This window comes from Azospira sp. I09, assembly GCF_009177135.1.
Classification (GTDB): Bacteria; Pseudomonadota; Gammaproteobacteria; order Burkholderiales; family Rhodocyclaceae; genus Azospira; species Azospira oryzae.
In genome coordinates this window covers 1,307,822-1,320,347 of the sequence record NZ_AP021844.1, presented here as the reverse complement: position 1 = coordinate 1,320,347, position 12,526 = coordinate 1,307,822, and the positions used below count along the sequence as shown (strand labels likewise).

General features: G+C 67.2%; 10 protein-coding genes. 3 read left to right on the top strand and 7 right to left on the bottom strand.

Annotation, left to right across the window (positions count from 1 at the left end):
- Positions 1–5: 5 nt before the first annotated feature.
- From AZSP09_RS06105 to AZSP09_RS06090, 4 genes are all read right to left on the bottom strand, one after another.
- Positions 6–464 carry a CoA-binding protein gene (locus AZSP09_RS06105; RefSeq protein ID WP_014237107.1) on the bottom strand — a complete coding sequence of 153 codons (459 nt, stop codon included), beginning with the start codon at positions 462–464 and terminating at the stop codon, positions 6–8.
- A gap of 60 nt (positions 465–524) precedes the next feature.
- The gene (locus AZSP09_RS06100; RefSeq protein WP_014237108.1) at positions 525–1,310 is read right to left on the bottom strand and encodes an enoyl-CoA hydratase; all 786 of its coding nucleotides are present in this window, start codon (positions 1,308–1,310) and stop codon (positions 525–527) included.
- A 20-nt stretch (positions 1,311–1,330) separates the two neighbouring features.
- Positions 1,331–2,509 (bottom strand): trans-sulfuration enzyme family protein, encoded by a 1,179-nt coding sequence (locus AZSP09_RS06095; protein WP_014237109.1) that lies wholly within the window; start codon positions 2,507–2,509, stop codon positions 1,331–1,333.
- Between the two features lie 173 nt (positions 2,510–2,682).
- Positions 2,683–4,188, bottom strand: coding sequence for a pyridoxal-phosphate dependent enzyme (locus tag AZSP09_RS06090; protein WP_014237110.1), 1,506 nt, complete (start codon positions 4,186–4,188; stop codon positions 2,683–2,685).
- Between the two features lie 262 nt (positions 4,189–4,450).
- On the opposite strand from AZSP09_RS06090, the gene AZSP09_RS20720 reads away from it, so the two are divergent.
- Entirely contained in the window at positions 4,451–5,224 is a 774-nt protein-coding gene (locus AZSP09_RS20720) for a rhodanese-like domain-containing protein (RefSeq protein WP_014237111.1), read from the top strand.
- A gap of 150 nt (positions 5,225–5,374) precedes the next feature.
- The gene (locus AZSP09_RS06080) at positions 5,375–5,692 is read left to right on the top strand and encodes a DUF2325 domain-containing protein (RefSeq protein WP_014237112.1); all 318 of its coding nucleotides are present in this window, start codon (positions 5,375–5,377) and stop codon (positions 5,690–5,692) included.
- A 40-nt stretch (positions 5,693–5,732) separates the two neighbouring features.
- On the opposite strand, the gene AZSP09_RS06075 is transcribed toward AZSP09_RS06080, so the two are convergent.
- On the bottom strand, positions 5,733–7,412 hold the full coding sequence (locus tag AZSP09_RS06075; RefSeq protein ID WP_172974710.1) for a two-component system response regulator: 1,680 nt from the start codon (positions 7,410–7,412) through the stop codon (positions 5,733–5,735).
- 180 nt (positions 7,413–7,592) lie between these two features.
- On the opposite strand from AZSP09_RS06075, the gene chrA reads away from it, so the two are divergent.
- Entirely contained in the window at positions 7,593–8,972 is a 1,380-nt protein-coding gene (chrA, locus tag AZSP09_RS06070) for a chromate efflux transporter (RefSeq protein ID WP_232058860.1), read from the top strand.
- Positions 8,973–9,035: 63 nt separating this feature from the next.
- Here chrA and AZSP09_RS06065 read toward each other — a convergent pair whose 3' ends face one another.
- A complete protein-coding gene (locus tag AZSP09_RS06065; RefSeq protein ID WP_152089478.1) occupies positions 9,036–10,718 on the bottom strand; it encodes an ABC-F family ATP-binding cassette domain-containing protein in 1,683 nt (560 codons plus the stop codon).
- Between the two features lie 93 nt (positions 10,719–10,811).
- Positions 10,812–12,515, bottom strand: a complete 1,704-nt coding sequence (locus AZSP09_RS06060; RefSeq protein WP_152089477.1) for an ABC transporter ATP-binding protein/permease — start codon at positions 12,513–12,515, stop codon at positions 10,812–10,814.
- Between the last annotated feature and the right edge of the window lie 11 nt (positions 12,516–12,526).

Sequence of the window (12,526 nt, the reverse complement as noted above, 5' to 3'; positions counted from 1 at the left end):
ACGGATCAGGTGGGTCTACGGGAGGAGACGATGCCCGTATTCACGCCCATGAAATTGAGGCCGCCGAAGAGGCGGGCGTATTCGATCTTGACGCAGCGGTCCTCGACCACCGTGAGGCCGGCGGCTTCGGCGATGTGGCGGGCTTCCTCATTGATTACGCCCAACTGCATCCAGAAGACCTTGGCGCCGATGGCCACCGCTTCCCGGGCGATGGGCACGCAGTCTTCCGGCTTGCGGAAGACGTCCACGATATCCACCTTCTCGGGAATGGATTTCAAGTCCGGGTAGCACTTCTCCCCCAGGATCTCCGGGTACTTGGGATTCACCGGGATGATGCGGTAGCCCCGTTCCTGCATGTACTTGGCGGCGAAGTAGCTGGGGCGGTTCCAGTCGGCGGAGAGGCCGACCACGGCGATGGTGCGGTTTTCTTTCAGGACCTGGCGCAGGGTGGCAAGTTCGCTCATGCAAGTGTTCCGTGTGAGGGGTGGGGCGGGCGGCCCCGGGTTCCCCTCGGGTCTGCCGCGTTAGCCGTGGCACCAGGTGGGGTGGCGCTTGTCGATGAAGGCATCGATGCCTTCCCGGGCGTCCCTGGCCTGGAGATTGTGCACCATCACCCCCTTGGCGTAGGCGTAGGCCTCGTCCAGGGGCAGCTCGGCCTGGCGGTAGTAGGCGGCTTTGCCCACGGCCAGGGTGTGGCGCGACTTGCTGGCGATTTTAACCGCCAATGCTTCCACCGCGACATCCAGTTGTTCCCCGGACACGTGCTCGTTGATAAGGCCGAAACGCAGGGCCGTGGGGGCGTCGATGAGGTCGCCGGTGAGCAGCATCTGCAGGGCGTGCTTGTGGGAGATATTGCGCGACAAAGCCACCATGGGAGTGGAGCAGAAGAGGCCGATATTGACGCCGGGCGTGGCGAAGCGGGCGTCGTCCGTGGCGATGGCCAGGTCGGCGCTGGCCACCAGCTGGGCCCCGGCGGCGGTGGCGATGCCATGCACCCGGGCGATCACCGGCTGGGGCAGGCTGACGATGCGCTGCATGAGCCGGGCGCAGGCCTCGAAAAGGTCTTCGGCATAGCGTTCGCCGTAATCGGCCCCGCGCATTTCCTTCAGGTCGTGGCCGGCGCAGAAGGCCGGGCCGTTGCCGGCCAGGATCACCACGCCGATAGACGGGTCCGCGGCGATGCGGTCGAACTCGGCCTGCAGGGCGGCGATCATGGGCCGGGAAAGGGCGTTGCGGGCGGCGGGGCGGTTGAGGGTGAGGCGGGCGATGCCGTCCTTGTCCTGCCGCAGTACCAGGGCTTCTTCGCTCATGTGCTGTTCTCCTTTTGTTATTACTTGAGGGCCTGTTCCAGATCGGCCAGCAGGTCTTCCACGTCTTCCACGCCGACGGAAAGGCGTACCAGGCCGTCGTCGATGCCGATGCGGCGGCGCTGCTCAGGGGGGACCGAAGCGTGGGTCATCAGGGCCGGCAGTTCGATCAGGCTTTCCACCCCGCCCAGGCTTTCGGCCAGGACGAAGATTTTGGTGTTTTCCAGCAGCTTCTTCGCCGCCGGCAGGCCGCCCTTGACCACGGCGGAGACCATGCCGCCGAAGCCGCGCATCTGGCGCTTGGCCAGTTCATGCTGGGGGTGGCTTGCCAGGCCGGGGTAATGGACCTTCTCGATGGCCGGATGCTGTTCCAGCCAGCGGGCGATGGCCTCGGCGTTGGCGCAGTGGCGTTCCATGCGCAGGGCCAGGGTCTTCAAACCGCGCAGGGCGAGGAAAGCGTCGAAAGGCCCCAGCACTGCGCCGGCGGCGTTCTGCAGGAAGGCCAGGCGTTCCGCCAGATCCGCTCGGGCAGTGACGGCCACGCCGGCGATCACGTCGGAATGGCCGTTCAAGTACTTGGTGGCCGAATGCACCACGATGTCGAAGCCGTGTTCCAGGGGCCGCTGGATCCAGGGGCTGGCGAAGGTGTTGTCGGCCACGGTGAGGAGGCCCCGGTCCTTGCCGATGGCGGCCACCAGGTCCAGATCCACCAGCTTCAAGAGCGGATTGCTCGGGGTTTCCACCCACAGCAGCTTGGTTTCCGGGGTGATGGCAGCCTCGATGCTCTCCCTGGAGGAGAAGTCGGCATAGGTCACCTTGAGGTCGGCGGAATTGCTGCGCACCCGGTTGAAGAGGCGCACCGAGCCGCCGTAGAGGTCGTCGGAGGCCACCACATGGCTGCCGGCGGGCAGCAGTTCCAGCACCGTGGCGCTGGCGGCCAGGCCCGAGGCGAAGGCAAAGCCTGTGGCGGTGGCGAAGGCGCCCCCTTCCAGGTCGGCGATGCAGCGTTCCAGGGCCAGGCGGGTGGGGTTGGCGCTGCGGGCGTAGTCGAAGGTGGCCCCGGCGTACTGCTTCGGCTCGTTGAGGGCCGGCTGGACGTAGGTGGAGGTGGCGTAGATGGGGATGGAGACGGCGCCGGTGGTGGGGTCCGGCTCCTGGCCGGCATGGATGGCGCGGGTGGCAAAACCTTGTTTGTGGGTCATGGGGAGCTCGAAAAAAATCTAAAAACGGAGCCACAGAGGACACAGAGAGCACAGAGGGGAAAACCATCGGCGCCAGAAATGCCGGGGGCGCTTTTCCTGCACCCCGGCAAGCTAACGGTCCTTTGGGTTTTACTCTGTGTTCTCTGTGCCCTCTGTGGCAAAAGATTGAGGTCTTAGCTCTTCAGCTTGCGCCGCAGGTGGTTGAGCAGGTCGATGCGGGTCACCAGGCCGAGGAAGCGGTCGCCGTCCACCACGATGGGCACCAGGCCCTGGTCGAAGAGGGGCAGCAGGTCGCTGATGGGGGCCGTGGGGGGCAGGGTGGTGAGGCGGCTGGTCATGAATTTCTTCACCGGCTGGCGGAAGTTGGCCTCGTCCTTGGTGATGGCCAGCAGCAGGTCCGATTCGTCGATGAGGCCGACGATCCGGCCTTCGTCATTGGTCACCGGCAGCTGGGAGACGTCGTAGAGCTTGAAGCGGCCGTAGGCGGTGAGCACCGTATCCGTCGGCGCCACGGTGACCACGGCGCCCTCGTCGGCGCGGCGGCCGATGATGTCCCGCAGGTCGCCCCGCACGTCCTTGGGCAGGAAGCCCTGGTCCGCCATCCAGAAGTCGTTGTACATCTTGGAGAGATAGCGGTTGCCATGGTCGCAGACGAAGGTGACCACGTGCTCCGGCTTGGTGCGGGTGCGGCAGTAGCGCAGGGCCGCGGCCAGCAGGGTGCCGGTGGAGGAGCCGCCCATGATGCCTTCCTTGCGCAGCAGTTCCCGGGCGGCGGCGAAGCTCTCGGCGTCGGGCACGGTGTAGGCCTCGCGCACCCCGGTGAGGTCGCAGATGGGGGGGATGAAATCCTCGCCGATGCCTTCCACCAGCCAGGAGCCGGCCTCCTTGATGTAGCCGTGGGCCACGTAGTCGGCCAGCACGGAGCCGGCCGGATCGGCCAGCACCATCTTCACCCGGGGCGATTTCTGGCGGAAGAAGCGGGTCAGGCCGGTGAGGGTGCCGCCGCTGCCGACGCCGCAGACCACGGCGTCGATGCGGCCCTTCAGCTGGGACCACAGTTCCGGCCCGGTGCCGGTCTCGTGGGCCTTGGGATTGTTGGGGTTGCCGAACTGGTTCACATACCAGGCGCCGGGAATCTCGCTGGCCAGGCGCTGGGCCATGTCCTGGTAGTACTCGGGATGGCCGACGCCCACGTCGGAGCGGGTCATCACCACCCGGGCCCCCAGGGCCTTCAGGGCGAAGATCTTTTCCTGGCTCATCTTGTCCGGCACCACCAGCACCACCTTGTAACCGCGCTGGGCACCCACCAGGGTGAGGGCCAGACCGGTGTTGCCGGCGGTGGCCTCCACCAGGGTGGAGCCGGGCTTGATCAGGCCTTCCTTCTCGGCGGCGTCGATCATGGAACGGGCCACCCGGTCCTTGATGGAGCCGCCCGGATTCTGGCTTTCCAGCTTGAGGAAGAGACGGCAGGGGCCGGTGTCGAAGTGGGTCACTTCCACCAGGGGGGTGGCCCCGATCAGGTCCAGGCTGGAGCGGGGCAGGGTGGCGGAAGGAGCGAGGGTGGCGGCGGTATCGGTCATGGAATCTCGGTTCGGCTGGAAGACGAAGGGGGCCGGCGGGGACAGGTGGAGATTGGGGCCGGCCCGGGAAGGGGCGCCGTGGCCGGTTGCGGCAGTCATGGCGCTCCTGGGATGTCGCCCACTGTAATTCCAAGCCGATTTTTACAAAAAGAATAAAAGCGAATGATTTGATATCTGTTGGTTATATCGATTTTGCCCCTGGCGGCATCATCGGCCCCTTTTTCGGCTCTCCCGGGGATGGCGCCAGGGCCAGCATTGACAGGGTTTTCGCCCTTTCGGGAATAAGGGAATAAAAAAATGGAACTTCAGTGCATGAAGAGCCCTGGCTAGAGTGCAGCCATTCCCACGCCATGAGGTTGTCATGCCCCTGTATCTGGTCCAAGGCCATCCCGCCGCTGCGCGTTGCGTCGACCTGGGCGAGCGGCTGGCCCGCATCCACCGGGGCCGGCCCGGCGCCCTGCTCGATCTCCGGGCCGACATGGCCGTCCCCAGGCTGGAGGCGCTGATCGAGGCCCAGGACGGCATCGACGCCCGGGCCGTGCTGGCCCTGGGCAGCCTGGCCAGCTACGGCGTGCATGAACTGCCATCCGGCCCGGGAAGCGGGCCCGGTGCCCAGGTCTTGCCGGGGCCGCCCGCCGGGGCGGCGAACACGGTATCCATGCAAGGAGGGAAAAATGGAGAGGAAAGCACCATGGAAGACGAACTGATCCTGGCCCGGGCCCATGCCCGGGGAGTGGCGGAACGGCTGGCCTACGCCGGCGCTCTGACGCCGGAAGAGGCCTGGCTGCTGCTCAAGCTGCGTTCCGATGCCTGCCTGGTGGACGTGCGCAGCGAGGCCGAGCGGGAACTGGTGGGCGCCATTCCCGGGGCCCGGGAGGTGGAATTCATGCGCTATCCGGACTGGGAGGAGAACCCGGACTTCGTCGCCCAGGTGCGCCGGGAGGTGGCGACGCAGGCGCTGGTGCTGCTCATCTGCCGCTCCGGCCAGCGTTCCCACCGGGCGGCGGAACTGCTGCGGCAGGCGGGCTACCGGCAGGTGTACAACGTGCTGGAAGGCTTCGAAGGGGCGAAGGACGCCCAGGGGCGGCGCATCCTCAACGGCTGGCGGCAGCGGGGCCTGCCCTGGCAGCAGTGAGTTTTGTTATTCCGTAAAGAAATAAAAACATCAACAATAAGTATTGGATGGTCTATTTGCGAAAAGGCAATCTGCTTTTGCCGCAACGGCATTCTTAATGCCCAGGGGCCTTCCTTCTCGAGGGCCGGCGGATCAGGATAGGAGATCGCAATGTCACTGCTCATCGTCGGCGCCGACAACGTGCGCACCATCGAAAACGAAGTGGCCCGCCTGGCGCCGGCCCTGCTCGATGCCCCCACCGAGCACTGGAGCGGGCGCAAGGCCGGCGATTCGCGCCGGGTCATTCCCTCCCGCACCCGGCTGGTGGTGGTGGTCTGCGCCCGGGTGAACCACGAACTGCTGCGCCACGTGCGCCGCCAGGCGGAGAAGAGCGACGTGCCCCTGATCTACTGCCGCCATTCGGCCCTGGAGATGCGGGAGAAGCTGGCCGAGTTCATCGGTCGCCAGCCGGCTGCGGCGTGGCAGTGAGCCGCTCGTCTCCTTGCAGCTGTCGTCTGTCCCGAGGCTTTCAGCCTCCCGGCGCCAGGCCCTCGTCGTAGATGCGGTAGCCGTTGCGCCCGGCCTGCTTGGCGGCGTACATGGCCAGGTCCGCATGTTTCATCAGGGTCTGGCTGTCGCTGCCGTGGGCGGGGAAGAGGGCGATGCCGACGCTGGCGGTGATGACGTCCACCCGGATGCGGGCCTGGCCCAGCTCATAGGGTGCCGCCAGGCTGGCGATGATGGTTTCAGCCGCCCGGATGACCCCTGCCGGCGCTCCCACCTCGGCCAGCACCACGATGAATTCGTCGCCCCCCTGGCGCGCCACGGTGTCGCCCTGGCGCACGCAGCGGGTGAGGCGCCGGGCGGCGGCGCTGAGCAGCTCGTCGCCCACTTCGTGGCCATGCACGTCATTGACCTGCTTGAAATGGTCCAGGTCGAGGAACAGCACGCCCACCTGCTGCTGGTGGCGCCGGGCCCGCAGCAGGGCCTGTTCCAGCCGGTCCTGCAGCAGGCGCCGATTGGGCAGGCCGGTGAGGGCGTCGAAATAGGCCAGCTGGCGGATCTTCTCCTGGTCCCGGCGGCGTTCGCTGATGTCCTCCACCTGGACGTCGAAGCACTGGGCCACACCTTGGGTGCTGCGCAGCACGGCGGCCGTCAGCTCCACCCACACCGGGCTGCCGTCGCTGCGCAGGTAGCGCTTCTCCGCCTGCCACACCGGCATTTCGCCCTGGCGCAGGCGGCGCCACATGGCCAGGTCGGCGGCCAGGTCCTCGTCCGGGGTCAGGTCCTCGAAACTGAGGCGCTCCAGGGCTTCCCGGGAGTAGCCGAGAATCTGGCAGAGGGCCTGGTTCACCTTGCCCAGGCGGCCGTCCAGATTGACGATGGCCATGCCCACCGGGGCGAATTCCATGAAATCCCGAAAGCGCTTTTCGCTTTCGAGGAGGGCGATTTCCCTTCCCTTGCGTTCGGTGATGTCGGCGCACAGGCCCACCACCTGGACCAGCCGCCGGTTGCCGTCGCACACCGGCGACAGGGTCAGGGCGGCAGGGAAGACCTGGCCGTCCCGGCGCTGCAGCCACAGTTCGCCGCGCCAGTGGCCGCCATCGGCCAGCTCCTGCATGAATTCCGGCGTCGGCCGTCCCGGCTGGGGCAGCAGCAGGCAGTGGTGGTCCTGGCCGACGATCCCGGCCTCGCTGTAGCCGGTGATGGCGCAGAAGGCGCCATTGACCGTCTCGAAGCGACCTTCCCGGTCGAGGATGAAAATGCCCTCGCTGGTGTTCTCGAAAATCTGGGAAAACTGGGCGCCACGGCGCACCAGGGCGTGATGGGCGAAGGCCTGGGCGGTGACCGCCCGCAGTTCCTCCCCGTTCCAGGGCTTGTTGAGGAACTTGTAGATGTTGCCCTGGTTGATGGCGGCGATGACGGCGCCGATGTCCGCATAGCCGGAAAGGACCATGCGCACGGCGTCGGGGCGCAGGGCCCGGGCCTGGGCCAGGAATTCGACGCCGCTCATGCCGGGCATGCGGTAGTCGGAGAGGATGACCTGGACGTCGCGGTCGGCCAGTACTGCCAGGGCCTCCTCGCCGCTGGTGGCGGTCAGCACCTCATAGGGGGCGCTGCGGAATTCCCGCTTGAGGGCGTTGAGCAGGGCCGGTTCGTCGTCCACCAGCAGCAGGGTGCGGAATCCGGGGGGAGGGGCGAGGGTCATACCGACAGGGCTCCGAAGGGATGCCAATGGATTGTACGTCGCCAGCTTCCCGGCGGCCCATGCTGGCGTGGCTTCCCCCATGGGCTGCGGCTCCTGGGCCGGCACGCGGCAGCGGATTAAATAGTATCGTCACGGCAGCGCCGTAACCTTGACCCACGTTCCTTGCCCATGACCGAACCCATGTCCGCCCCACCCGAAGCCAGCCTCTCCTCCGAACCTGGGGGAGCCGCCGCTTCTCCTGCCGTCTCCCTGGGCCAGGCCTTCCGCTACTGGCTGAAGCTGGGCTGCATCAGCTTCGGTGGGCCGGCGGGGCAGATCGCCATCATGCATAGCGATCTGGTGGAGAAGAAGCGCTGGATTTCCGAGCGGCGCTTTCTCCACGCCCTCAACTACTGCATGGTGCTGCCCGGCCCCGAGGCCCAGCAGCTGGCCACCTACATCGGCTGGATGATGCATCGCACCCTGGGCGGCCTCATGGCCGGCGGCCTGTTCGTGCTGCCTTCCCTGTTGCTGCTGATCGGCCTGGCCTGGGTGTACCTGGCCTTCGGCCAGGTGCCGGCGGTGGCCGGGGTGCTCTACGGCATCAAGCCGGCGGTGACGGCCATCGTTGCCCTGGCCGCCTGGCGCATCGGTTCCCGGGTGCTGCGTAACAGGGCCCTGGTGGCCATCGCCGCCGCCGCCTTCCTCGCCATCTTCGCCCTGGGGCTGCCGTTCCCCGCCATCGTCCTGGGGGCCGGTCTGCTCGGGGCTCTGGGCGGGCGTTGGCGGCCGGCCTGGTTCCAGGCCGGGGGCGGCCACGGAGTGGCGAAGCAGCATTTCGGCCCGGCCCTCATCGACGACGAGACGCCGGCGCCGGCCCATGCCCGTTTCACCTGGGGCCGCTTTGCCCGGGTGCTGCTGCTGGGCCTGGGCCTGTGGGCCGGGGCCATGGCTGGGCTGGTGGGGCTGTTCGGCTGGGCCGGCGCCCTGAGCCAGATGGGCTGGTTCTTCACCAAGGCGGCCCTGCTCACTTTCGGCGGCGCCTATGCAGTGCTGCCCTATGTCTTCCAGGGCGCGGTGGAGCATTACCAGTGGCTGTCGCCGGCCCAGATGATCGACGCCCTGGCCCTGGGGGAAACCACGCCCGGGCCCCTGATCATGGTGGTGACCTTCGTCGGCTTCGTCGGCGGCTGGAACCAGGCCCTGTTCGGCGCCGACCATCTCTTCCTGGCCGGGGCGGCGGCGGCCCTGGCGGTGACCTTCTTCACCTTCCTGCCGTCTTTCGTCTTCATCCAGCTGGGCGGGCCCTTGGTGGAATCCACCCACGGCCAGTTGAAATTCACCGCCCCCCTCACCGGCATCACGGCGGCGGTGGTGGGGGTGATCCTCAACCTGGCGCTGTTCTTTGCCTGGCATGTGCTGTGGCCGGCGGGCTGGGGCGGGGCCTTCGAGTGGCCGGCCCTGGTGCTGGGCCTGGGGGCGGGGCTGGCCCTGTTCCGCTACCAGCTGGGGGTGATCCGGGTGATCCTGGGCTGCGGCGCCGCGGGCCTGCTGCTGGCCTGGATACCGCCGCTGCTGTAGCGGGGTGCTGAAACGAAAACGCCACCTTTGCGGTGGCGCTTTTGTCTGGGACCGGGGTGGTCTTCAGGCTTCGACCTGGCGGCGGGAGGCGCTGGCCGCTTCCCGGGCGCGGCGGGCTTCGTCCAGCAGGTAGCGCTGGTAGTCGTCCAGATCGCCGTCGTAGGGACCCACGGCGCCGTCGGCCACCAGCCAGAACTCGTCGCACACCGAGCGCAGCAGGGCCCGGTCGTGGCTGACCAGCATCACCGTGCCTTCGAACTCGTTCAGAGCCACGCTGAGGGCCTCCCGGGTGGAGAGGTCCAGGTGGTTGGTGGGTTCGTCCAGCAGCAAGAGGTTGGGGCGCTGCCAGACGATCATGCACAGCACCAGGCGGGCCTTCTCGCCGCCGCTCATGGTGCCCACCGGCTGCTTGACCATGTCGCCGCTGAAGTTGAAGGTGCCGAGGAAGTTGCGCAGGTCCTGTTCCTTGCCCGCCACGTAGCCGCTGCGGCCGGCGGCGATGACTTCCTTGGCCAGGCGGATCATGTGTTCCAGGGGCGTGTCCTGGGGCCGCAGCACGTCCAGTTCCTGCTGGGCGAAGTAGCCGATGTTGAGGCCCTTGCCCTCGGTCAGGTCGCCGGCGATGGGCGCCAGGTCCCGGGCGATGGTCTTGACCAGGGTGGACTTGCCCTGGCCGTTGGCCCCCAGGATGCCGATGCGCTGGCCCGCATGCACCGAGCGGTTGATGCCGCGCACGATGATCGTGGGCGGCGTGCCGGGCGCCGCATCCTCCGCCGGCGGGTAGCCGATGTCGGCGCCGAGCAGGGAGAGCATGGGGTTGGGCAGGTTGAGCGGCTCTTTGAATTCGAAGGTGAATTCGGCGTCGGCCAGCACCGGGGCGATCTTCTCCATGCGCTCCAGGGCCTTGACCCGGCTCTGGGCCTGCTTGGCCTTGCTGGCCTTGGCCTTGAAGCGGTCGATAAACTTCTGCAGGTGGGCGATCTTTTCCTGCTGCTTGGCCAGGGTGGCCTGTTGCAGCAGCATCTGCTCGGCCCGCATGTCCTCGAAGGTGCTGTAGTTGCCGCCGTAGCGCACCAGCTTGGCGTTGTCGATGTGCAGGGTGACGTTGGTGATGGCGTCGAGGAATTCCCGGTCGTGGCTGATCATCACCAGGGTGCCGGTGTAGCGCTTGAGCCAGGCTTCGAGCCAGACCAGGGCGTCCAGATCCAGGTGGTTGGTGGGCTCGTCCAGCAGCAGGAGGTCGGAAGGACACATCAGGGCCCGGGCCAGCTGCAGGCGCATGCGCCAGCCGCCGGAGAAGCTGTTCACCGGCTGGGACAGTTCATCGACGTGGAAGCCGAGGCCCAGGATCAGGGCCTGGGCCCGGGCCGGGGCATCGTGGGCGCCGGCGTCGTAGAGGGCGGTGTAGGCATGGGCCATGCGCATGCCGTCGTCGCTGGCCTCGGCGGCGGCCACCTCCTGCTGGGCGACCTGCAGCACGGTGTCGCCCTCGATGACGAAGTCGGTGGCGCTCTGCTCTGTCTCCGGCATGTCCTGGGCCACCTGGGCCATGCGCCACTGGCTGGGGATGGAAACGTCGCCGCCGTCTTCGTGCAGGTTGCCGTTGAGCAGGGCGAAGAGGGAGGACTTGCCGGCGCCGTTGCGCCCCACCAGGCCGACTTTTTCGCCGGGGTTGATGGTGACGGAAGCGCGGTCCAGCACCACCTTGGTACCGCGGCGCAGGACGATGTTCTTGAGGGTGATCATGGGGAAAGCCAGCCAGAGGGTCGGCCATGATAGCCACTTGGGACGCCCGCACCAAGGAAAATCGGGGCGGCGGGCTGTTCCCCGCGCCCGGCCTCACTGCATGAAGCGATAACTCTCGGCCCGGTGGCGTTGCCACTGGCCGTTGCCGGTCAGTTCCAGCACCTGGCGGTGGTATTTGAGGATGGTGGTGCGGTGGCCGACGCTGATCAGGGTGGTGTCGGTGGTGGCTAGGGTGCGGTAGAGGCTTTCCTCGTTGGCGATGTCCAGGGCGCTGGTGGCCTCGTCCAGCATGGCGTAGCGGGGCTTGCTCAGTAGCACCCGGGCGAAGGCCAGGCGCTGCTGTTCGCCGACGGAGAGGACCTTGCCCCAGTCCCGCTCCACATGCAGGCCGCCGACCCGGCCGGCCAGGTCGGGCAGGTTCACCCGATCCAGCAGGTGCAGCAGTTCGGCGTCGCTGATGTGCTGTTCCCGCTTGGGGTAGAGCAGCTGGCTGCGCAGGGTGCCGAGCAGCATGTAGGGCTGCTGGGGCAGGAACAGGATGTCCTCGCTGGGCGGGCAGGTGATGCTGCCGCTGCCGACCGACCACAGGCCGGCGATGGCCCGCAGCAGTGAGCTCTTGCCGCTGCCGCTTTCGCCGACGATGAGCAGCCCTTCCCCCGGGGTGATCTGGAGGGACAGGTCCCGCACCAGCACCCGTCCGTCGTCCGGGGTCTGCAGGGTGACCCGTTCCAGGGACAGGCGCGGCTCCTCCAGCAGTTCGATGTGGCCGGCGCTGCGGTGCTGTTCCGGCAGCTGGCCGGACATGATGCGGGCGAAGGCGTCCAGCCGGTCCACCCCGGCGGCGAAGCGGCTCAGGCCCTCGAAGTTCTCCACGATCACGGAAATGGCCCCGAGCACGGCGGCAAAGGCGCCGGCGGCCTGGATGGCGCGGCCCACCTCCAGTTCCCCCGACAGCACCCGGGAGGAAATGATGGCGGCGGGCAGCACCATGGTGAGCAGGGTGTAGGCGTACTGGAAGAGGTTGAGGCTGAGCTGCTTGCGGATCAGCTTGTTGAAGTTGTTGAAGGCCTTGGCGAAGCGCTGCTTCACCTGGTGGGCTTCCTGGGTCTCGCCCCGGTAGAAGGCGATGGATTCGGCGTTCTCCCGCACCCGCACCAGGCTGAAGCGGAAATCCGCCTCCTTGCGCAACTGGTGGAAATTGAGGCCGATGAGGGGCTTGCCGAAGACGAAGATGGTGATGAGGGTGCCGGCCAGCGCATAGACCACCAGGAAATACACCAGGTCCCGGGAGATGGACCACAGCACGTGGCTGAAGGCCGCCAGCTGCAGCACGGCGCCGATGAAGATGAGTAGGAAAAAGAGGGAGCGCTGGGTGAAGGTATTGATGTCTTCGGCGATGCGCTGGTCCGGGTTGTCGATGGCCGTCTCGGCGTTGAGCTCGTAGAAGTGCCGGTGGCTGAAATAGTTGTCGAGGAAGCGGTGGGTCAGCCAGCGCCGCCAGTGCAGGCCCAGCTTGTCGCGCACGTAGTAGTAGAAGCCGTAGATGGGCACGGCCACCGCCAGCAGGACCAGGCAGAGCTGGATGGCGTCCCAGAAGCGGGGCTCGTCCCGGGCCGCCAGGGCCGAGGTGAATTCCCCGGTCTGCTCGTTGAAGAGCACGGCGAAGCGGGTCTGGCCCAGGAGCAGCACCACCAGCAGCACCAGCAGTCCCCAGGCCTTCCATTTCTCCTCGCTGCGCCAGTAGGGCGCGGCAATGCCGGTGAAGCGTTGCCACAGGTGTCGGTCGACGGTTTTCATGGTTGTTCTTG